We start from the raw sequence: 21,311 nt of genomic DNA on the forward strand, positions 1-21,311 counted from the left end.
CTGCAGCCGGGCGACAAGATGGCCGGCCGTCACGGCAACAAGGGCGTCATCTCGCGCATCCTGCCGCAGGAAGACATGCCGTTCCTCGCGGACGGCACCCCGGTCGACATCGTGCTCAACCCGCTGGGCGTGCCGAGCCGCATGAACGTCGGACAGATCTTCGAGACCCATCTGGGCTGGGCCGCGCGTGGCCTGGGCAAGCAGGTCACCGAGGCGCTGGAAGCGTGGCGCGAGGCCAATCCCGATGCAGCCCCCGGCACGGCGCCGGCGGCGGTCGTGGATCGCCTCAAGACGATCTACGGCGAGCAATATCATGACGAGATCGACCGCCTGTCGGGCGATCAGGTCGTGGAGATGACCAAGCTGCTGAAGAACGGCGTGCCGATGGCGACGCCGGTGTTCGACGGCGCCCGCGAAGCGGACGTCGCCGAGATGCTTCGGCGCGCGGGTCTCGACGAGAGCGGCCAGGTGGAACTGTTCGACGGACGCACCGGCGACCAGTTCGACCGCAAGGTCACCGTGGGCTACATCTACATGCTGAAGCTCCACCACCTCGTCGACGACAAGATCCACGCGCGTTCGATCGGGCCGTACAGCCTCGTCACCCAGCAGCCGCTGGGCGGTAAGGCACAGTTCGGCGGTCAGCGTTTCGGCGAAATGGAAGTCTGGGCCCTCCAGGCTTACGGCGCCGCCTACACGCTGCAGGAGATGCTGACGGTGAAGTCGGACGACGTCGTCGGACGCACCAAGGTCTACGAAGCGATCGTCAAGGGCGACGACACCTTCGAGGCCGGCATCCCCGAGAGCTTCAACGTGCTGGTCAAGGAAATGCGCTCGCTGGGCCTCAACGTCGAACTGTCCTCGATCGAGGACGCGGACGGCGACGACGGCATCGCGGAAGCAGCGGAATAAAGGCCGTGGCGCCGGTCCCGGCCGGCGCCCGCCCCTTCCGCTCCGAAAGATCGACCCTCCAGAGGGACTGAAAAATGAACGAACTGACCAATTTCGCCAACCCGATCGCGAAGCCCGAAACCTTCGACCAGATCCGGATCGGCATCGCCAGCCCGGAGCGTATCCGCAGCTGGTCCTTCGGCGAGATCAAGAAGCCGGAAACCATCAACTATCGCACGTTCAAGCCCGAGCGTGACGGCCTGTTCTGCGCGCGCATCTTCGGTCCGATCAAGGATTACGAATGCCTGTGCGGCAAGTACAAGCGCATGAAGTACAAGGGCATCGTCTGCGAGAAGTGCGGTGTCGAAGTCACCGTGTCGAAGGTCCGCCGCGAGCGGATGGGCCATATCGAACTCGCCGCCCCGGTCGCGCACATCTGGTTCCTGAAGTCGCTGCCGTCGCGCATCGGCCTGCTGCTCGACATGCAGCTGAAGCAGCTCGAGCGCGTCCTGTATTTCGAGAGCTACATCGTGATCGAGCCGGGCCTGACCCCGCTCGAGAAGTTCCAGCTGCTGACCGAGGACGAACTTCTCGAGGCGCAGGACGAATATGGCGAGGACGCCTTCTCGGCCGGCATCGGCGCCGAGGCGGTCCGCCGCATGCTCGAGGAACTCGACCTCGAGGGCGAGAAGGAGCAGCTGCTCAAGGAACTGGCCGAGACCAAGTCCGAGCTTAAGCCCAAGAAGATCATCAAGCGCCTCAAGGTCGTCGAGAGCTTCCTGGAATCGGGCAACCGTCCGGAGTGGATGATCCTCGAAGTGATCCCGGTCATTCCGCCGGATCTGCGCCCGCTCGTTCCGCTCGACGGCGGCCGCTTCGCGACGTCGGATCTGAACGATCTCTATCGCCGCGTGATCAACCGTAACAACCGCCTCAAGCGGCTGATGGAGCTGCGCGCGCCGGACATCATCGTCCGCAACGAAAAGCGCATGCTGCAGGAAGCCGTCGACGCACTGTTCGACAATGGTCGCCGCGGCCGCACGATTACCGGCGCCAACAAGCGTCCGCTTAAGTCGCTCAGCGACATGCTGAAGGGCAAGCAGGGGCGCTTCCGTCAGAATCTGCTCGGCAAGCGCGTCGACTATTCGGGCCGTTCGGTCATCGTGACCGGTCCGGAGCTCAAGCTGCACCAGTGCGGCCTGCCGAAGAAGATGGCGCTCGAGCTTTTCAAGCCGTTCATCTACGCCCGCCTCGATGCCAAGGGTCTGTCGATGACCCTGAAGCAGGCGAAGAAGTGGGTCGAGAAGGAGCGCAAGGAAGTCTGGGACATCCTCGACGAGGTGATCCGCGAGCATCCCGTTCTGCTGAACCGCGCGCCGACTCTCCACCGTCTCGGCATCCAGGCCTTCGAGCCCGTGCTGATCGAGGGCAAGGCTATCCAGCTGCATCCGCTGGTATGCTCGGCCTTCAACGCCGACTTCGACGGCGACCAGATGGCGGTCCACGTGCCGCTGTCGCTGGAAGCGCAGCTCGAAGCCCGCGTTCTGATGATGTCGACCAACAACATCCTGTCGCCCGCGAACGGCAAGCCGATCATCGTGCCGTCGCAGGACATGGTGCTGGGTCTCTATTATCTGTCGATGCTGAAGGAAGGCGAGCCGGGCGAAGGCACGCTGATCTCCGACATGCAGGAAGTCCACCAGGCGCTTGCCGCCAAGGCGGTGACCCTGCACACCAAGATCATCAGCCGCGTGCCGCAGACCGACGAAAACGGTCAGCAGTACATGAAGCGCGTCGAGACCACGCCGGGCCGCATGCTGCTCGGCGAGACGCTGCCGAAGAGCCACAAGGTTCCGTTCGAGACGGTCAACCGCCTGCTGACCAAGAAGGAGATCGGCGACGTCATCGACATCGTCTATCGCCACACCGGCCAGAAGGAGACGGTGCTGTTCGCCGACGCGATCATGGCGCTGGGCTTCCGCCACGCATTCCAGGCCGGCATCTCGTTCGGCAAGGACGACATGATCATCCCCGAAGCCAAGGAGAAGGAGGTCGAGGAGACCCGTCTGCTGGTGAAGGACTTCGAGCAGCAATATCAGGACGGCCTGATCACGCAGCAGGAGAAGTACAACAAGGTGATCGACGCCTGGTCGCGTTGCGGCGACCGCGTGGCGGCCGAGATGATGAAGGAAATCTCGGCGGTCAAGAAGGGCGAGGACGGGCGCGAGAAGCCGATCAACGCGATCTACATGATGGCGCACTCCGGTGCCCGTGGTAGCGCCGCGCAGATCAAGCAGCTCGCCGGCATGCGCGGCCTGATGGCCAAGCCGTCGGGCGAGATCATCGAGACCCCGATCATCTCGAACTTCAAGGAAGGCCTGACGGTTCTCGAGTATTTCAACTCGACCCACGGCGCCCGCAAGGGTCTGGCCGACACCGCGCTCAAGACGGCGAACTCGGGTTACCTGACCCGCCGTCTGGTCGACGTGTCGCAGGACTGCGTGGTCGTCGAAGTCGATTGCGGTACCGACCGTGCGCTCGACATGAAGGCGATCGTCCAGGGCGGTGCCACCATCGCGTCGCTGGGCGAGCGCATCCTGGGCCGAACGCTGGCCGAGGACATCGTCGACAGCAAGACCAACGAAGTGCTGGTCGCGGAGGGCACCCTGCTCGACGAAGCGATGGTCGCACAGATCGAGGCGATCGGCACCCAGGGCGTCAAGATCCGCAGCCCGCTGGTCTGCGAATCGAAGGGCGGCGTCTGCGCGGCCTGCTACGGCCGTGACCTTGCCCGCGGTACGCCGGTGAACATCGGCGAAGCGGTCGGCGTCATCGCGGCGCAGTCGATCGGCGAGCCGGGCACCCAGCTGACGATGCGGACCTTCCACATCGGCGGCGCGGCCCAGCTCAACGAGCAGTCGAACCTGGAATCGGTTGCCGACGGCACGATCGAATATCGCGAACTGCGCACGATCACCGATCCGCGCGGCCGCCGCGTTTCGCTCAGCCGCAACGGCGAACTGGCGATCATCGACTCCGAAGGTCGCGAGCGTGCGACGCACCGCCTGCCTTATGGTGCGCACCTGCTCGTCGCCGACGGCGCCAAGATCGCCAAGGGTGACCGCATCGCCGAATGGGATCCGTTCACCATGCCGGTGATCACGGAAACCGGCGGTACGATCAAATATCAGGACCTGATCGACAACCAGACCCTGACCGAGCAGACCGACGAAGCGACCGGCATCAGCCAGAAGGTCGTCATCGAATATCGCGTCACCAGCCGGAAGGAAGATCTCCGTCCGCGCCTGACGCTGCTCGACGAAGCCTCGGGTGAAACCGCGCGCTACATGCTGGCACCGGGTGCCATGCTGTCGGTGGAGGACGGCCAGACGGTACATGCGGGTGAGGTTCTCGCCCGTGTCAGCCGCGAGTCCGCCAAGACCCGCGATATCACCGGCGGTCTGCCGCGCGTCGCCGAGCTGTTCGAAGCCCGCAAGCCGAAGGAGAACGCGATCATCGCGAAGGTCTCCGGCCGGGTCGAGTTCGGTAAGGACTATAAGGCGAAGCGCAAGATCATCATCCGTCCGGACGATGGTTCGGAGCCGGTCGAGTATCTGGTGCCGAAGTCGAAGGTCATCGACGTGCAGGAAGGCGACTACGTCAAGCGCGGCGACAATCTGATCGGCGGCTCGCCTGATCCGCACGACATTCTGGAGGTGCTCGGCATCGAGCCTCTCGCCGAATATCTCGTGTCGGAAATCCAGGAAGTCTATCGACTGCAGGGCGTGAAGATCAACGACAAGCACATCGAGACGATCGTTCGTCAGATGCTGCAGAAGGTCGAGATCACCGACGGCGGCGACACCACGCTGCTGCCGGGCGAACAGGTCGACCGCGAGGAAATGGACGAGATCAACGCCAAGGCAGAAGCCGAAGGCCGTCAGATCGCCCATGGCAAGCCGGTGCTGCTCGGCATCACCAAGGCCTCGCTGCAGACGCGCTCGTTCATCTCCGCCGCGTCGTTCCAGGAAACGACCCGCGTCCTCACCGATGCCTCGGTGCAGGGCAAGGTCGACACGCTGAACGGCCTCAAGGAGAATGTGATCGTCGGCCGCCTGATCCCCGCCGGCACCGGCGCGGGCATGAGCCGCCTGCGCGTCACCGCCAGCAGCCGCGACGCCGCCCTGCGCGCCTCGCAGCGCAACTGGCAGGAGTCGCTGATCGCGCCGCAGTCTGCCGCCGAGGAGCATGCCGCCGAGCTGCGCCAGCCGGTCCAGGCCGATCTGGGCGACGATCCGCTGGGCGAAGTCGTGGGCGAGACCCACGGCACCGACGAGGATGCGGGCGACTACCTGAACAAGGAGTGATCCTCCCCGCCCCCGTGGCGGTCAGGATCAGGAAATGGCCCCGCCGGAGCGATCCGGCGGGGCTTTTTCGTGCTATTCTCGGCACCGCAGCTTACGAAGCCCCCCGTTCCGCCTCGTCCATGGATCTGGGGGAGCCCGCCCGCGAAAATGCAGAGTTGAGGCGGCGGTTTATGATTTGTTAACTTCATGAAGTAAGGGTTTTCCCGGAGAGCGTCCGCATAGGTAGAAAGTACATTATGCCGGAGCCGCGCAGGAACGGTTGAACCTGAAGCACCGTGAACTTTAGGGCCGAAAAGGGAAATGCATATGGACGAGCAAAAGCAGGTTGCGTCGACTGCGGCATCGAACGATCGCGCATGGCGCGCGCCGAAACTGACCGAACTTCGCATCTGGTCGGGCACGGAAGCAAAGGGCTCGCAGGTCACAGAAAGCTCCACAACCAGAAACTCAGCATCGTAGGATTATTTTACGATTGGGTAGTCGAAACCGCCCGCGGTTCGCAGACGCCGGTCGCTCCGCCATGAAGGTGTGATGGAAGGCGACCATGCTTCACTTTCTCGGCCTGGCCTCCTTCGGGGCGCCGTTGCTCTCCTCGGCGCAAATGCTACAGGCCGCTCGCCGCCTGGGTGGGCCAGATTTCGAGGCGCCGCAGAGCTGGTCCTCCGACACGTGCATATTCGCGTGGCGCCGGATGGCGCTACGGCCCGAAACGCGTTCAGCGCCCATCCCGATCGTCGATCCCGAAAGCGGCACCTGTCTGATCGGATCGGGGCGCATCGACGAACGGGCCGAACTCTCCGCCGCGCTGGGAATGCACTCCCGCGGCGCAAGCGACACCGAGTTGATGGCACAGAGTTTCGCCCGCTGGGGCGAGGCCGGCGTCGATCGGCTGATGGGCAATTTCGGCTTTGCGCTGTGGGACGGCAAGGCCGGACGGCTGACGCTCGCCAAAGACTATTTCGGCACCACCCCGCTCTTCTATCATCGGGGCGACGGCTTCGTGCTTTTCGGGACCAACCCGGCCGCGCTACTCGCCACCGGCCTCTGCTCGCGGGAGATCGACCATGCGACCTTGGGCGAAAATCTCATGGGGCGATCCGCCGATCCGGAGGCAACCCTCTATCGCGACCTCCGCCGCGTGCGGCGCGCAGCCACGCTGAGGATCGACCGTTCCGGCTGCCGGGAAACTATCTACTGGCAGCCAGAACGCGGCGCGCCCTTGCTGCTGAAATCCGACGCAGACTATGTCGAGGCGACCCGCGCCATGCTCGACCGGGTTCTGGTGGGACATCTGCGCAGTCCCGCCCCGCTGGGCGTCATGCTGTCGGGCGGGTTCGACTCGGGGTCGATCGCCGCGACCCTGGCTATGCTCGCGCCCGACCGCACCATCGCCGGATTTACCTGCGTTCCCGCCGGCGGCGATCCCGATCGGATGCGGCGCATGGCCCGCGAATGGGCCCATGTCGAGGCTCTCGCCCGAAAGCACCCGAATATCGAAGCCCAGGCCGTCGTCGACAAGGACATGCTGCCCTGCGACGATCGCTATCGCGACCTCTTTGCCGACACCGGCCTGCCGATCGGAGCGCCGGCGCTCATGTGTCGACGCCTGGCGCTGGCGGAGGCCGCGCGGCGCAGCGGCGTCCGTACGCTGTTCAACGGAGACGGCGGCAACCGGACGCTGACGTCGGAGGGGCCGCAGCTGTTCGCCCATCTCTTTCGGTCCGGCCGCTGGCTCGATCTGGCAACAGAAGCACGTGCGGCCGCCGCCTTTTCCGGCAAGCCGTTGGGGAAGATCATCTGGCGTGATGTGCTGCGCGATATCGTTCCACGGCAGCTGCTGAAGGCGTGGTATCGCCTGCGAGACATGCGGGTGCCGGACATCACCGAGGGCAGCCTGCTGCGTCGCCCCTTCGCCAACGACAGCGGGTTGATCGATACATGGCGTGCGGCGCCCAACTCGCCCGACCGGATACGGCTCCTGCGGACCGAGGAGATCGAACCCGTCTATCTGAACGTCCAGCCATCCCATACCGACGGCATGACGCTGGCCTACAACAGAATGGGGCTCGACGTGGTGGCACCCCTGCGTGACCGTCGCCTCGTCGACTTCATCCTGTCGCTTCCACCCACCCAGTTCCGTCGCGGCGGCGTTCCGCGTTTCCTCGCGAGGCGGGTGCTGGCAGACCGGCTTCCCGCGGCGACGCTGGACGAACGCGGCTATTTCGATCCCTTCGCCGATCTCGGACTCTGGGCAGAAAAATGGTGGGACGAGGCAGGACGGAAAATTTCCGGCCAACGTCCGGCCGAATTGGCTGGCCGGGCGATCGATCTCCCGCAGCTACGCCAGTGGCTCGCCACGCCATTGCCGGATTTTATGGGCCGTGAAGCGGGCAACGCCCGGATTGTCGGCAGTGCGATCGCCAATGCCCTGCACGTCAATCACTTTCTCCGTTGGCATGAGCGCCTGAACGACTGAAACGATCGGCTCATCACCTGTGATAGCCGAAATGGGCCATCATGGTGCCGTGGTCGCACTCGATTCGACGGATTTGCTCCGCCGTCAGCATTTCGCGCCACTGTCCGGCCCGCCCCGCCCGGAAAAAGCGTCCCATGCCTTCGGGACGTTCGCGAAACCCGTTGAGCGCCTCGTCCGCCGCGAGCTTGTCGAAGCTCGTAGCGGCGATCGCGCCCGCTATGGCCTCTTCGCTGACAGCGAACCCGCAGAAGGTCGCGAGGCCCGTGAAATGGCGTAGAGGGTCGGCAATCAGATCCTCATAGCGAAGCGTCAGGCGCCGAAAGGGTGACGCCTCCCAGCTGGCCGTATGGGACGACCAGCTCCCGCGCCGCTCTCGCAATTGCCGCTTGGCTGTTGCGGCAGTAGCGGCAGTTTCATCCGCAAGCTGGTCGATCGCAGCGTCGATGGACATTACGCTATGGGCCGCCAGCGACAGACACACGTCTCGCGGATCCCGAACGACGTGGATGCAGCCAAGGGTCACGTCGGTCGGAAACAGATCCGCTCCTGACTTCGTCTGCCCCCAGGCATCGTGAACCTTGCAAAATCGAGCAGTGTTGGTGGAGGCTACCAGCGATCGATATGCAAGCGGACGAAGCTCGGCAGCTTCGTCTGCGGTCAAGTCGGCGACGTCCAGGTCAAGATGGCGTTCGACCAGCCAGCGGCCACTCGCCATGGCACCGGTGCCATCCATCTCCGTCAGATCGACTTCGGATTGGTAGCGCAGGGCCGCAGTGAACAGCCTGACCCATGTATTCCCGGACTTGGGGTAAGAGGCGATCCAGTAGATGCCGCTGGGCGAAGAACCAAGACTATCCACGCTCAGATGCCGCCTTGCGCCGAAACCATCTGGTCCATCAACCAGTCCGCTGCAGCATCCAGATTGTCCAGCCCGGCAGGATAGCGGCAATCGAGCACGGACGCGGCACCGGCCATGCGCGCCGTCGACCGCAGGATATCGGGATCGGCACCCAGAGCATGGGTCACCGCCGGCAGGCTCGTCATCTTCGCGACCGCCTCGAATGCAGCCCCTCCGTGAAGCCGCTGGCTCCTCGTCGAAATCCCTCCGTGGGCGGGCGTCAACAACAGCGCCGCAGCGAGCGGCTGGGGCTCGGCTTCGTACCATGGGTCGGCCGAAATCGCGAAGCGACCGCCGGCCCCAGGCCCTTCCGGGGGAGATGGCGAGAGCGTGGAGCGAGTCCGGCCAGAGCTTCAAAACCGGAAAGCCCGGCCATATGATGGGATGACCAGCCCTCATGTCCAGGGCACAGAGGCCGTCCGCCATCCAGCTGAAGCCGCGTTGCACAAGTGCCATCGCCAGGCTCGTCTTGCCTGTCCCGGGTGGCGACCAGAGCAGGAAAGATCGCCCGTGATAGGCCAGGCAAATGGCCGATAACGGCATGAAACCCTGCTGCAGGCAAATAAGCGCGGCCGGGGTACCGCGCAGAAAATCGAGAGCGCGCGGCAAACAGGTGTCGTCCTTTGGCGAGATGGTGATGCTGTTCCGGTCGGTCAGCAGATAGCTTGCAACGCCCGGCACGCGAAATAGGAGTGAACCCCGCCCGTCGATCTGCAGCAACGGCCGCGACAGGACAGGGTTTTCGAGAGCATCAGGCACATTACCGGTATCGAGAAAAATCGAATGGCCGGAAGCATGCGGTCGCGAAATGCCGAAAAACGGACATTCGAACGGGGAATGGAAGCTCTGTCCCAGAGCGGAATAGATATAGCCCAAGCGCACCCGCTCTCATCGTCCGTCGAGAAGGTTGCAATGCATCCATGCACGCGCGGCATCAAGTCTCCCCACTTTCTCCACGGTGCTATCAGGAATGACGCCGCCGCCCCTGCTGGCTCGCCTACCTGTATTTGGCGGTCCCTGCCTATCGGCCCAGTTCACTATCGGCAATTCTTGGATGTCGATGAATATCGCGCAAGTTGAATCCTCCCAGATTTCGATACAGGATCCGAATTTAAGCACGTCCGAAAGATCGAAAATTTTTAGAATTATCGTCATAAAAGTGTAACAACAAAAATCTTTCCGATTCGCGGTTTTGTGTCATCATGGTGCAACAAACAGCGTTTTCGAATCGGAGGGTTTGCCAGATGTTCAAGGTTGTTCTTGCCGGTGCCGCGCTTGCTATTGCGGTCCCTGCCCTTGCTCAGCCGACCGAGGTCGCCGATCCTTATGGCGCCGGCTCGATCTCAAAGGGCCGCTACACCGCAGTCGAGCGCAAGCTGCAGGCTGCCTATGAAAAGGGCGATCGCTCGCCGGAGGTGCTCCTCAACCTCGCCGCGATCCGCCTTCAGGAGAAGCGCGCGACGGAAGCCCGCGACCTGTACAAGGCGGTGCTGAGCCAGCCCAATGCCGATATGGCGACGCTCAACGGTGCTGCGGGTTCGCACGAAGTCGCCCAGCGTGGCCTGGCCGGTGCATTGGCGATGCTCGACTGAGCCGACAATAAGCGAACGAAGTTCAAGGCCTGCCGGGCAGCCGGCGGGCCTTTTTCGTCTATACTCTCCCATAGATAGCGGAACCGTCACGCAGATCGGCAATTGTTCCGATATGCGCGCATGGCTCATCAGCAACCTCGCCTCCGGATCGACCGATGCCGAAACGCTGGACCGGCTGCCAGCGCTCTTTCCGGCACTGGACTTCGTTGGTCACAGCCGCTTTCCCGACGAGCCCCTTCCTCCGGTCGCCGCGCTGCGTGGCCGAAGCGTCTCACTGATCGTCCTGCTCGCCGGCGATGGGACGATCAACGCCGCTGCGACGCTCTACGACAGCTGGGAGGGCGCCGCCCTGATCCTGCCGGGTGGCACCATGAACATGCTCGCGCAACTGCTCCATGGTCCGTCAACGGTCGGCGACATCGCCGCCGCGATCGGCCGGGGCGACGCCGTGCGCGAGACTCTGTGTTACGTGGCTGCCGAAGACCGGCGCGCCTATGTCGGGGCGATAGCAGGCCCGGCCGGGCTTTGGGCGCATGCGCGGGAGGCGGTGCGACAGGGTCGGTTCCGGAGCGCCTGGCGAGCGGCGCGGCTCGCCTGGCTGCGCCGCTTCGCGCGTGGCCCCAGGCTGCGCGGACAGGGCCGGACGCGGACGGCAGCGGTGTTGCTGCTGCCCATTGCCGGCGCCATGGAGATAGCCTGCATCGACGTTGCGGGCTGGATGGATGCAGCCCGTCTGGGGTTCGACTATCTCAGGAGCGACTGGCGCCGGTCAGCGGCGGTCGAGATCAGTGAGGCCACCGAAGCGACGCTCGACGGTCGGCGGAGCGTCCATATGCTGTTCGATGGGGAAGCGGCACGCATGCGCCTGCCCCTGACCCTGCGCCATGGCAGGTCACGGCTTGCTTTCCTCGCGACGCGGGCTCGAGATGACAGTGGCCGTGCCGAGGACGCGCAGGCGGCATGATTCGGCTGTTCCATGTCAGCGATCTGCACTTCGGATGCGAGGATCGCGAAGCGCTCGATTGGTTTGCGGACAATGTGCGGAGCGAGCGCCCCGATGCTGTGGCGGTGACCGGCGACCTGACGATGCGCGCGCGTCGTTCCGAATTTGCAGCCGCAGCCCGCTGGCTCGAGGAGCTTGCCGTGCCGCTGACGATCGAACCGGGCAATCACGACCTGCCCTGGAACCCGCTGACCCGGCTGCTGCGGCCCTATCGGCGCTTCCACAAGCTCGAACGCGCGCTCGAACGGCCGATCGACCTCGGCCATGTCCGGATCGTACCGCTTAAATCGACGGCGCGTGCGCAGGCACGGCTCAACTGGTCGTGGGGTTTCGTCGGGCGGTCGTCACTCGAAGCGGCACTGGACGAGCTTGGCGCGCTTGCAAAGCACGACGTCGGCATCGTCGCGACCCATCACCCGTTGATCGATCAGAACGCCCTTGCTTCGCAGGGGCGCACGCTGCGCGGGCCCAAGGCGGCTGCGCGACTGGCGAAGGCCGGCGCGCGGTTGATACTGAGCGGGCATGTCCACGATCCGTTCGACGCCGTCGTGGAGAGCGAAGGCGGACCGATCCGCATGGTAGGAGCGGGTACGCTTTCGCAGCGGACGCGCGACACACCGGCGTCGTTTAACCGCATCATGATCTCCGGCGACAGCATAGAGGTCGATCTGCGCCGCATGGGTGCATGATCGGGCGGTGCAGAGGCGCGTTCAGGCCGGCAGACTGTGGCCGGCTATCGACGGATCATAAGCCGAGATGCCCGTCGCTCCGCGCTTGCCCTGGCGCAGCGCCCGTTCTGCCGAGGCAAGCAGCCGCTTGAGGTCGGCACTTTCCTGCAGGTCGACCGCATAGCCGATATTGGCGGTGATGATGATGTCTTCACCGGCAACCGCATAGCTCTTGTCGAGAGTGGAGACGATCTGCTGTGCAAGAAGCTCCGCCTCGCGCCCGTCAGCCATGTTGGGCTGGATCACCACGAAATCGTCGCCGTTGAGGTGGATAACCAGATTGTCGCCGCGCACCACCCGGCGAAGCCGCTGCGCCACCGCCTTGAGCAGCGCATCGCCCGCCCTATGGCCATAGGTCTCGTTCACGGGTTCGAGCTGATTGATGTCGACGCAGTGGACGGCGATCAGATCGCTGTCATCGGACCGGCCGACGATCTGGTCGAAGCGCTCGCGCAGGACGAGGCGATTGGGAAGGCCGGTCAGGTCATCCTGCCGTGCGAGCGTCTCCATGAGGTGGCGCATCGAGATTTGCGCGGCAGCACCACGATAGCGCTTGATCATGGACAGCAGACCGCCCGCCAGGAACAGCGCCATGAGCAGGCCCGTTCCCCAATGCGCCACGCCCGGCGTCAGCAGCGCGGCGATGATCGTGGGAACAACCGCCAGCACGCTGGCAGTAAGGCTGATCCAGAGGCGGAGCGGTACCGTCGCCGCGACGCCGGCAGCATAACCGAAAACCAGCGCCACGATCAGCAGATGCTGGTCGATGTCGACCGTCGCATAGCCCCATCCACCGAACAGACCGAGCGCCGCCGCGAAGGCAATATAGCCATAGCCGAATCGCCGCTCGATCGAACGGGCGACGTTGAGCCCCAGTCCGGGATCGAAGACGCGCCGACGGAAACCGAAGAGGGCTAGGAGACGCATCGACGAGGCGAGCAGCCCGATCGCGTAGAGCAGCAGCAGCACCGGGTCGTTCGACAGCAGGGCGAGGTAGGCCCCCGTGCACACGAAACACAGTGTCATGATGAGCGCAGGCACCGTATATTCGAACAGCGACTGGACCAGCTCGATATAGGTCGCTGGAGACAGCCTCTCCCGACCGGCGGCCGCAAGGCGGCGGCGCCCCGTCAGAAGGGTACGCATGGACATCACTCTTGCTCCAAAGCCCGAAGTGCGCCGCCCTGACGCACCAGCTCCTGCGCCATTGCTAGCAAAAGTCATCAATGACCGTAATTACGCAATATTGGTTAAGAACGTCAGTTATCCGGACTGTGATCCGCAATGGCGCCGTCACGATGTAGCCAGAAAGGATCCCGGCGCGCGCTCCGGGACCAGTCGCTTATGGCTGAGCCGGGTTGTAGAGTGGCAGCGCAGAGACCGCTATGCGCCAGGTCACAGGTAGCGCGCACAAAAGAAAACAGGCCCCCGAAGGAGCCTGTTCTGTCCGATAAGCCATTGAGAATGGCGCGAGTGACGGGGCTCGAACCCGCGACCTCCGGCGTGACAGGTCCGTGCTATATCTCGCCGACGATTTTATTCAGCCCCCATATGGCTTCAAAAATAAGGGTTTTCCGGCACTTTCATCGTCATTTGCCATCATCACCCTTCACAGGTTTCCGGCAGCGTGATAGTCCGGTGCTTATCCAGAGGGGATTTGAAGCGTGGCGACGGGGAAAATAACGAAGCGCTCGGTGGAGGCAATTGAGGTCCCCGCCAAGGGCAGTCCCCGCTCCTATTTATGGGACAGCATTCTCAGGGGCTTCGGGGTGATGGTCACCGATGGTGGCGTGCGTTCCTACCTCGTGCAATATCGGATCGGCGGGCGCGCCGGAAAAACCCGCCGCTACACCATAGGCCAACACGGATCGCCTTGGACCGCCGACAAGGCGCGCGATCGGGCTGCCGAGGTGCTGGAGGAGGTGAGACGCAAGATCGACCCCCTCGACGCCGAGCGGGCGCGGGTTGCCGCCGACCAGGACCGAAAACGCGACGAGGAGGAAAAGCGGCACGCCGCCACCCGCCTCGCCTTCTCCAAGTTCGCCGACACGTTTGTGGATAGATATGCGAAGGTCCAGCAGCCCAAAACATGGAAGGACACCGAAAGCGTCGTTCGCCGCGATCTCAAGCCGTTCTTCAAGGATAAGCCCGTGCCCGCCATCAAGGCCGGCGATGTCATCGAACTGATCGACACCGTTCAGGAACGTGGCGATGGGGCCGCCTTGAAGGCGTATAAGGCCCTGAGGTCGATATTCGGCTTTGCGATCGACAAGCACCACATCGCATCCTCCCCCATGGCCAATATCAAGCCGCCGGCAAAGATGGGCGTGCGGGATCGGACGCTGGACGACGAGGAGTTGCGATTGGTGTGGATCGCGGCGGGGGAGCTTGGCTGGCCCTTTTGCCCAATCGTCCGGCTCCTAATTCTTCTCGGTCAGCGCCGCGACGAGACCGCCGGGCTGGCTTGGCCCGAAATCGACAAGGCGAAGCGGCAGTGGTTGTTGCCGGCAGACCGATCGAAGAACGGGAAACCAAACCTCGTCCAGATTTCCGAGCCGGCCTTCGCGATCATCGAGGGGCTACCGGTCATCAAGAGCAAGGCGAAGCTCCTGTTCTCGACGACAGGCGAGACGCCCGTGTCGGGCTTTTCCAAGGTCAAGAAGCGGCTCGACGCCGCGATCCTCGCGCTCATGCAAAAGGAAGCGTTGAAGGCAGGCGTGGCGCCAGACGACGTCGACAAGCTCGCCGTCAAGCCCTGGACGTTCCATGACCTTCGGCGGACCCTCGCCACCGGTTGCCAAAAGCTCGGGATCAAGCTGGAGGTTACCGAGAGCATATTGAACCACATCTCGGGCACCCGCAGCGGCATCGTGGGCGTGTATCAGGTCTACAAATATGAGGACGAGAAGCGCGCCGCCTTGGAGGTATGGGGCAGGCATGTGCTTGCGATCGTCCAAAAGGCTAGCACCGCGAACGTCGTCAAGATCACGGCGCGGGCGAACTGATGGACGCGGTCGACCGACACCTTCACGCCGAATGCGTGCGGGCGCTTAACATCGACTTTTGGGACAACCCCTCTCGCTGGCCTCGGGGCGGCGAACAGTATGTGTTTCTGGCCAATGCGGTAGCCGAAGCTGGAGCGGCACAATTTGGTTCGGATTGGACTGGAGAGGAGATCAGGGCCTTCGACTTCGTTCCAGACTTCCCCACGCTGGACCGCTATATGGAACTGTTAACGTCTCGGCCCGGCTTGCTCGGCGACCTGGAAACCCACCGCTTCAATTGGCAAGACCGGCGAGACAAATGGAACGCCTTCAAGGCGCGTCAAAGCGGAATCCTCGATCGCTTAATGTGGAGCGCGAATTGGATTGGGGACCACGCGCGGGATGGGAAACTCGGCACCACCCTTCGGCGCGTTGACACCCGTGGTGGTCATGGAGCCTTCTTTACCCCCGCCGATAGCAGCCTGTGGAATACCGAGCCGCTCCTCGACAATCGTTTTTACAACGGCAGCTTCAAGTGGCCGACACCACGACTGGAGCATGAACCCCCGCCCGTGTACGCCTTTTTCAGGCGGGATAGGTTCATCGAGTGCATCGCTGGGCTGCGATCAGGTCAGAGCCATCCTCCCGCCGCCGCCGAGATCGGCGCCTTCTCGCCGGTACTTCAGTTCGCTATCCGCTTCGCCGAGCAGAGGAACATCATCTCGCCAGCACAACATTACAACGAGTTAGCAATGCGCGCCGAGATCAGGGCCGAATGGCAGGTTCAGTTCGGTGCCAACCCGACAACCACCCAAGAAAACGCCGTCTACACGGCGGTGCGCTTTCCCAACCAGACGGCGATTAAGCGCGGGCGCGCAGGCGGTCCAAAGAAAATCGGTTCAACCTAATTTGTCACGGATTTCCGAGGAAATTTGCCCTTCTTGAACCTCACCATCGGCGTTCACCCCGCCTCTTCCTCAACCTCCTTGTGTTTCCGCCCGAGCATAAATGCTGACATTTCGCCTCCCCGTCGCCGCACGGCATTGCCAGCGCCGATGCGCCACCTGACGCAATCAGGCGAGCAATGATGGGGTTACATTATGACGCAGGGCTATGTCCGCACCGCCGACGCCGCGAAATATTTGGGCATTGGCCAGTCGACTCTGGAGCGCAAGCGTATTGACGGGACCGGGCCGAAGTTCCGCCAGCTCGGGGCGAAGATCATCGTCTACGCCCTCGCCGATCTGGACGAATGGGCGTCCCAAAGCGTGATGAGCAGCACGTCCGAACGCCTCGCGGGCTAAACGACGGTGAGGAACCTGAATCCTCGGCGGATTGGCAAAAATGGGCGCTCGCTTGGTGTCCCTCACGTCCGCCTGGATAATTCCATCTTCCACTCAGCATCGTTCCGCGCGCTCGCGGCGGTGGAGCGAGCGATGTTGTTCGAGCTGTGCGGCCTATATAACGGGTTCAACAACGGTGAAATCTATCTGGGCTTGCGCGATGCTGCGCGCCTGGTCGGCGTGGTTGAACCCGAAACTGCGGGTAACGCCATCAGGGCGCTGATCGCTCATGGCTTCGTGGCGGTGACGAGGCCCGGCTTTTTCGCTATCAAGGAGCGTCACTCCACCTGCTATCGGCTCACGTTCCATCCCACCAAGGGCGCGGCGCCGACCAATGAGTATCGGAATTGGCGGGCCGAACCGGGTTCGAAGGCTGCGGCGCGCCTGACGGCAACCACCGAATGCAATTTGCGGTCCGAATTTGGCGGGCTCGCTGTCGGAAAAATCCGGCCAGAAGCCGCAAGCGGGGAGATCGATCCTTGCGCGTCTGTCCGTTCCGGCCGGACCGTGCTCGACGCCAAGCTCGAAATTGCTGAAAACGCTTCTGTCCGGTCAATGCCCACACAGATAGATTGCCAAGGGGTTGGGGGCGAGAGGGCCTCCCAAGATGTGTGCAAGAAGATTGTCTCCAAGGCGCGCGAATGGGTCAAGCGCCACGGCCATGGTTCCCAACAACGGCTGGCCGCCGCCGCAGGGCTGTCGCCTTCCAAGCTTTCTCGGCTGCTCAGCGACGAAAATAGGCGGCGCGCGCTCACCCTCGCGCAAGTCGATCGGCTCGAAACGGCGCTGCTGAATGTGCGTGGCCATCACGACGCATAATCGGCTGGACGACCCGCTCCGACGTCGGGCGGCGGAAGGAGAGACGACCCTATGTGTCATCGCGTGGACTATGCTCAGCCTGCGATAAGGTCGGCCACGAAATCGGAAACGGGCCGCACGCCGCTGATATGGAGCCGATCTCGGGCGCGGGTGCAGGCGACATAGAAGAGGTGCCGTTCGGTCTCGAACACCTCGCGCAGCTCGTCCTCGTCGGTCGCCTCATCGACGCGCGATTGCAGGGGAAGGGCCTCGTCATCGCAGGCCATCACCGCGACCGCCTTGAACTCCAGCCCCTTCGCGAAGTGCATCACGCCGATCGAAACGCAGCCCTCCGCCGTCTCGGCGCGCTCGGTCAACTGGCGGGCCTGGAGCCCCGCGAGCCGCACGGCCTCCCGCGCGCGGGCGAGGTGCTCATTGGCGCGCACGAACACTCCCATCTCCTCGGACGCGATGCCGTCATCGCGGGCATCACTCAAGAATGCCGCCACCGCCATGGTCTCGTCGTCGCCGTCGTTGCATTCCGCTATCTGGGGTGCCGGCCCCTCGAAAACCGATTGGGCACCCGTCCGATCATCCTCAACCCCATCGACATCGCGGACCTTGGGCGGCAGGAGGCGATCCGCCGCCTCCCTGATCTGACGCGACGTGCGATAGTTGATCCGAAGGCTCGACGAGCGACCCCGCACATCAACGCCCAGTGACCGCCACGAGAACGGCAACTGGAAAATCCGCTGGCCAAGGTCGCCAGCGAAGAAATGGCTGTTCCCGCCGGAGGCCAAGGCGCCCATCATCCGCAATTCCGAAACGCCGAGGTCTTGTGCCTCATCGACGATGACGTGGGTGAAGGGCTTCGCCGATTGGCCCGCGAACGCGTCCGCGACGGCATCACAAAGCTGGGCCGAGGTCATAAGCCCGCGCGACGCGAGCGATGCTCGAATAGCCTGAAACACCGGCCACATCGCCTCGCGCTGCTTGGACCCCAGCCGGTTGCGCCGTCCGATCCGGGGGACGTTCGCATATTCATCCATATCGGATATATTCCACGCATCCACGACGTTGCGCCATTCAGCAAGGACGAAGCGCGCGGGGAGGCCGGCATAGGCGGTGTCGGCGATGGCCCGCTCCAAAGCCGCCTGCTGTACCTCCACCGTGGCCAAGGTAGGCTTGCGGCCCGTTGCGAGTTGCCGAAGCTCGATGGCGGCATCCTCGAATGAGGCCACGGAGACGCGCGAGAGCGCGCTTGCATCGTCGGCGAGCAGCACCGCCAGCTTTGCGTTCAGAGCGTTCGCCAGAGGCCGTGAGAAGCTCGTCAGGAGCACTTTGGCCGCCGGGTCATCCCGGACCGCTATTGCGGCCCTGTGGAGCGCCACGATCGTTTTTCCCGTTCCCGCTGTGCCGGTGACCCGCGCCGGTCCCGCGAAGTCGCGATCGACGACCGCGCGCTGCGATGGATGGAGAAAAACGCTCCACTTTTCCCAAGGGAAATCGAGCGCCAGACGCAGCTCCTCCTCGCTTGCAATCGGCTGGACGCGGCGGAGGGTGTCAGGATGGGTAAAGGGATCGGCAGGAGCCGGCTCCAGCGCCGGCAGGCGACCGGTGGCCATATAGTCGAGCAGGCGCTCTCCGACCTCCGCAGGCAGCCTGTCGGCCATCTCAAAGAAGCGCTCCTCCGACCAGGAGAGGATGTCGTCGATCCAATCGGCGGGAGCGCCAACATCCAGCAGGTCGTCCCCCGACAGCCCGGCAAAGATCGGCGGGCCAGGCGAGGCTGGCACTACCTCCGCCACGGGGGCGGTCAGATCGAGAGACGGCTGCGCCTCCTCGATCCGCTCATGGACCTCGACGATCTGGATCGCCCCGGTGCGCGGGTGCGCTTCGATCCGGCGCCGTGCGGCCCAAGCATAGGCTTTGTCGTGGTGGTCGACATAGGCCAACATGAAGCTCGCGTCGGTCTTGTGGACGATGATGCGGATGTCCTGGTTGACCCGGATCGACCAAAAATTGGGATCGCGACTGTTGGTCAGCCGATGCATCTGGAGGCCGGGCTGGGCAGGATTTAACTGGAGGTCGAACGCCGCCGTCTTCGCCTGCTTCTGCTCCTGGCCGGTTAGACGAGCAAGGGCGGCGGTAAAGCTATCTGCGATGTGGAAATTCACTTACGCCGCTTCCTCTTTCGCGCATTTCGCTTCCGCGTCGATGATACTGCCTTCGACCCCTTGCGTTCGATTTGTACCACTTGTGGGGCGAACTTATCGAAGCTGAAAAACGACATGTAATCACCCTTCAGGAATACCGTCTCCCCCGCGCCGGGCAGGTCCGATCGGATCGAAGTCGAGAACCTCATACTTTTATTCGCCGGATCAGATGAGTTGTAGACGACAGAGTAGGATCGGTCGCCGCGCTCGGCGCGTTTCTTAACGATGCAGCGGTCCCAATCATCGCCGGTTCGGATCGGAGTTATGTATTCGATCTCCTCGGGATTTTGCCCATCGGACGAGGATATTGAGGTTAGACGTAAATGTTGCTCGTTCTGGCGGGCTGGTGCGCTCCCATAGGAGACACCGGCGGAAGGAGCCGACCGACCCCAACGGTCGACCGAGTTATCTGTACATGGGTGCTTGGGCCAAGGAGGGCCAAGGTCATCAAAATAGACCCGACTGCCATGCTCATTTTGATAAAAGAATACGTACGCTCCGCATACGGGACAGTTGACGTTCGGTATGGTGAATGAAGCCCGAGTGCCATCAGGCGAGCCCGGTCCCCTGATTGGTGACGAAGGGGCGGTTGGCGGCGGCGGCGGAGGAGGAGAATAGTAGGAATATCGTCCCCAATCATAGCGGTCCACCCAGTGTCCCTCCACCCAGTGGACATTGCCGTCTCTGCTCGTTCGATAATGGCCGTCGCGCCAAAACCTGCTCACGGCGTTGACCTCTCAGCCGTCGCGTCCCCATTGACGACAGCTTCAGCGAGCGGTGGCACCATCGTCCATTCATATTCGCGCCTCGGAGGATACCAGCCCTCCGCCACGGCACTCATCCACACCGGGGTGCCGTCCGCCCGGCGATCAGGTGCCCAGCCGAGCGCCTCGGTCAACCTCGCAGCTAGCCGACCGTAGGCTAGGTTCGCCGCATAGGGCTTGTCGGTGCCCAGCACCCCCTTCGCTATCGCGCGCATCGAAAGAGTGCGGCGATCCGCTGCCGCATGAAGGCGCAGGATGGCCGCCTCGGTATCGGAGAGGCCGATCGCGAGCATGGCAGTGGCATAGTCCTCGGCGGCTGGACGCTCACGGAGCGGACGCGGGCGCGCCCAAGGCGCTTCCAGTGACTCTGGATCGAGGGTCAATGTTTGCCACCAATGCGGTCCCGGTGAGCAGGGGCGGACGCGAGCGAGCGACACCGCCTCGCCACTCGCCAAATGCTGCGACAAGTCGCGCCGCTCGGCCAGCGTCAACCGCTTCACGAACTCCGAACCATAACCGCCCGATTCGAGATGGAGGCAAAACAATTCCCATTCTCCAGCCGGGGCATTGAAGCGCTTGTGGAGCCGCCCATGGCACGGTTTGCACAGAGGGTAGCTCTCGGGCGGCTGAAAGCTGAAGGGTTCTGAATAATCCTCCGAGTGCCATTCGCCAGGTGCACGGTCGGGATCGCCGCACATAGCGCAGGGCTCACCCTCAAACGGCTCGCGCCGCCCAGTCGCGCGCCGGAATGCGGGAATGATCCGAGCCCGCTGCCCCCAATCGTATCCGTTATATGGTGCACCCGCCACTGAGGGCTAACTCCCCGAGATCATCATGACTTGTTTTCCAGATCAGTTCGTCAGCGCCTTGATGGGTTTTTTGCCCGTGGGCGCGATTGCCCAAGTTGGCTTTTTTCCGGAAGCCTTGAGCGGCTTGTTCCAACCTCTGCCCAACTTGAGCCTCTGATCGGAGCCGGCATTTTTGTTCAATAGCGGAAACTTCCCCCCGCCTATGCCCTTCCGAAAGCTCGCGAGCAGATCATGCTCCAATTGTTTGAAATAGCCCTCCCCATCGATGTCCTTGGGTTCGGACAGATAGAAGCTGAAGTTAGCGCCCGCCAATCCCATCATCACTTCGAAAAGGCTCTGTTCGAAATGCGACTTCAAGCGCCCGCTGATGTTGCCTCGCCCAATATATATAATGTTGGAGCATCCACCCTCGTATTTGATGGTGAAAGGGTCAGACAAACAT

15 protein-coding genes and 1 pseudogene are annotated in these 21,311 nt (G+C 63.2%); 10 read left to right on the forward strand and 6 right to left on the reverse strand.

Going from position 1 to position 21,311, the window contains the following annotated elements:
* From KAY22_RS11840 to KAY22_RS11850, 3 genes and pseudogenes are all read left to right on the forward strand, one after another.
* Nucleotides 1-912 (forward strand): annotated as a pseudogene (locus KAY22_RS11840) (DNA-directed RNA polymerase subunit beta); the annotation flags it as partial.
* A gap of 74 nt (nucleotides 913-986) precedes the next feature.
* Nucleotides 987-5,258, forward strand: a complete 4,272-nt coding sequence (gene rpoC / locus KAY22_RS11845; RefSeq protein ID WP_296623604.1) for a DNA-directed RNA polymerase subunit beta' — start codon at nucleotides 987-989, stop codon at nucleotides 5,256-5,258.
* A gap of 544 nt (nucleotides 5,259-5,802) precedes the next feature.
* Complete coding sequence (locus KAY22_RS11850; RefSeq protein WP_296623606.1) at nucleotides 5,803-7,734, forward strand: asparagine synthase-related protein; 1,932 nt, start codon at nucleotides 5,803-5,805, stop codon at nucleotides 7,732-7,734.
* A gap of 13 nt (nucleotides 7,735-7,747) precedes the next feature.
* Here the strand turns inward: KAY22_RS11850 and KAY22_RS11855 are convergent, their stop codons facing one another.
* Nucleotides 7,748-8,593 carry a sulfotransferase domain-containing protein gene (locus KAY22_RS11855; RefSeq protein ID WP_296623608.1) on the reverse strand — a complete coding sequence of 282 codons (846 nt, stop codon included), beginning with the start codon at nucleotides 8,591-8,593 and terminating at the stop codon, nucleotides 7,748-7,750.
* Between the two features lie 2 nt (nucleotides 8,594-8,595).
* Nucleotides 8,596-8,778 carry a hypothetical protein gene (locus KAY22_RS11860; RefSeq protein ID WP_296623611.1) on the reverse strand — a complete coding sequence of 61 codons (183 nt, stop codon included), beginning with the start codon at nucleotides 8,776-8,778 and terminating at the stop codon, nucleotides 8,596-8,598.
* Between the two features lie 1,098 nt (nucleotides 8,779-9,876).
* Here KAY22_RS11860 and KAY22_RS11865 point away from each other — a divergent pair.
* The 3 genes from KAY22_RS11865 (at nucleotide 9,877) to KAY22_RS11875 (ending at nucleotide 11,916) form a co-directional block, all read left to right on the forward strand.
* Nucleotides 9,877-10,224 carry a hypothetical protein gene (locus KAY22_RS11865; RefSeq protein WP_296623613.1) on the forward strand — a complete coding sequence of 116 codons (348 nt, stop codon included), beginning with the start codon at nucleotides 9,877-9,879 and terminating at the stop codon, nucleotides 10,222-10,224.
* Nucleotides 10,225-10,336: 112 nt separating this feature from the next.
* Nucleotides 10,337-11,188 (forward strand): diacylglycerol kinase family protein, encoded by an 852-nt coding sequence (locus KAY22_RS11870; RefSeq protein ID WP_296623616.1) that lies wholly within the window; start codon nucleotides 10,337-10,339, stop codon nucleotides 11,186-11,188.
* Nucleotides 11,185-11,916 carry a metallophosphoesterase gene (locus KAY22_RS11875; RefSeq protein WP_296623617.1) on the forward strand — a complete coding sequence of 244 codons (732 nt, stop codon included), beginning with the start codon at nucleotides 11,185-11,187 and terminating at the stop codon, nucleotides 11,914-11,916. The genes KAY22_RS11870 and KAY22_RS11875 overlap by 4 nt, the downstream gene beginning before the upstream one ends.
* Before the next feature lie 21 nt (nucleotides 11,917-11,937).
* Here KAY22_RS11875 and KAY22_RS11880 read toward each other — a convergent pair whose 3' ends face one another.
* Nucleotides 11,938-13,101 (reverse strand): GGDEF domain-containing protein, encoded by a 1,164-nt coding sequence (locus KAY22_RS11880; RefSeq protein WP_296623620.1) that lies wholly within the window; start codon nucleotides 13,099-13,101, stop codon nucleotides 11,938-11,940.
* 548 nt (nucleotides 13,102-13,649) lie between these two features.
* Between KAY22_RS11880 and KAY22_RS11885 the strand changes: the two genes are divergently transcribed.
* The 4 genes from KAY22_RS11885 to KAY22_RS11900 all read left to right on the forward strand — a co-directional run bounded on the left by KAY22_RS11885 (nucleotide 13,650) and on the right by KAY22_RS11900 (nucleotide 17,101).
* Complete coding sequence (locus tag KAY22_RS11885) at nucleotides 13,650-14,960, forward strand: site-specific integrase (RefSeq protein ID WP_366514083.1); 1,311 nt, start codon at nucleotides 13,650-13,652, stop codon at nucleotides 14,958-14,960.
* Nucleotides 14,960-15,847, forward strand: a complete 888-nt coding sequence (locus KAY22_RS11890) for a hypothetical protein (RefSeq protein ID WP_296623625.1) — start codon at nucleotides 14,960-14,962, stop codon at nucleotides 15,845-15,847. Before KAY22_RS11885 ends, KAY22_RS11890 begins: the two co-directional genes overlap by 1 nt.
* A 192-nt stretch (nucleotides 15,848-16,039) precedes the next feature.
* Nucleotides 16,040-16,243, forward strand: coding sequence for a helix-turn-helix domain-containing protein (locus KAY22_RS11895; protein ID WP_296623627.1), 204 nt, complete (start codon nucleotides 16,040-16,042; stop codon nucleotides 16,241-16,243).
* Nucleotides 16,244-16,375: 132 nt separating this feature from the next.
* Nucleotides 16,376-17,101, forward strand: coding sequence for a helix-turn-helix transcriptional regulator (locus tag KAY22_RS11900; protein WP_296623629.1), 726 nt, complete (start codon nucleotides 16,376-16,378; stop codon nucleotides 17,099-17,101).
* Between the two features lie 74 nt (nucleotides 17,102-17,175).
* On the opposite strand, the gene KAY22_RS11905 is transcribed toward KAY22_RS11900, so the two are convergent.
* From KAY22_RS11905 to KAY22_RS11915, 3 genes are all read right to left on the reverse strand, one after another.
* A complete protein-coding gene (locus KAY22_RS11905) occupies nucleotides 17,176-19,257 on the reverse strand; it encodes a 3'-5' exonuclease (protein ID WP_296623631.1) in 2,082 nt (693 codons plus the stop codon).
* 760 nt (nucleotides 19,258-20,017) lie between these two features.
* Nucleotides 20,018-20,758: a hypothetical protein gene (locus KAY22_RS11910; RefSeq protein WP_296623634.1), complete on the reverse strand. Its 741-nt coding sequence runs from the start codon at nucleotides 20,756-20,758 to the stop codon at nucleotides 20,018-20,020.
* A 153-nt stretch (nucleotides 20,759-20,911) separates the two neighbouring features.
* Nucleotides 20,912-21,311 (reverse strand): hypothetical protein (locus KAY22_RS11915; protein WP_296623636.1); only part of this gene is annotated, 400 nt, incomplete at its 5' end.

The sequence above is a fragment of the Rhizorhabdus sp. genome, assembly GCF_018006725.1.
In the GTDB taxonomy this organism is placed as follows: Bacteria; Pseudomonadota; Alphaproteobacteria; order Sphingomonadales; family Sphingomonadaceae; genus Rhizorhabdus.

Excerpts from the sequence above, each read along its gene's own strand:
- KAY22_RS11890 (WP_296623625.1), top strand. The coding sequence starts at position 14,960 with ATGGACGCGGTCGACCGACACCTTCACGCCGAATGCGTGCGGGCGCTT.
- KAY22_RS11865 (WP_296623613.1), top strand. The coding sequence starts at position 9,877 with ATGTTCAAGGTTGTTCTTGCCGGTGCCGCGCTTGCTATTGCGGTCCCT.
- KAY22_RS11910 (WP_296623634.1), bottom strand. The coding sequence starts at position 20,758 with ATGTGCGGCGATCCCGACCGTGCACCTGGCGAATGGCACTCGGAGGAT.
- KAY22_RS11875 (WP_296623617.1), top strand. The coding sequence starts at position 11,185 with ATGATTCGGCTGTTCCATGTCAGCGATCTGCACTTCGGATGCGAGGAT.
- KAY22_RS11900 (WP_296623629.1), top strand. The coding sequence starts at position 16,376 with ATGTTGTTCGAGCTGTGCGGCCTATATAACGGGTTCAACAACGGTGAA.
- KAY22_RS11870 (WP_296623616.1), top strand. The coding sequence starts at position 10,337 with ATGCGCGCATGGCTCATCAGCAACCTCGCCTCCGGATCGACCGATGCC.
- KAY22_RS11880 (WP_296623620.1), bottom strand. The coding sequence starts at position 13,101 with ATGCGTACCCTTCTGACGGGGCGCCGCCGCCTTGCGGCCGCCGGTCGG.
- KAY22_RS11895 (WP_296623627.1), top strand. The coding sequence starts at position 16,040 with ATGACGCAGGGCTATGTCCGCACCGCCGACGCCGCGAAATATTTGGGC.
- KAY22_RS11860 (WP_296623611.1), bottom strand. The coding sequence starts at position 8,778 with ATGACGAGCCTGCCGGCGGTGACCCATGCTCTGGGTGCCGATCCCGAT.
- KAY22_RS11850 (WP_296623606.1), top strand. The coding sequence starts at position 5,803 with ATGCTTCACTTTCTCGGCCTGGCCTCCTTCGGGGCGCCGTTGCTCTCC.
- rpoC (WP_296623604.1), top strand. The coding sequence starts at position 987 with ATGAACGAACTGACCAATTTCGCCAACCCGATCGCGAAGCCCGAAACC.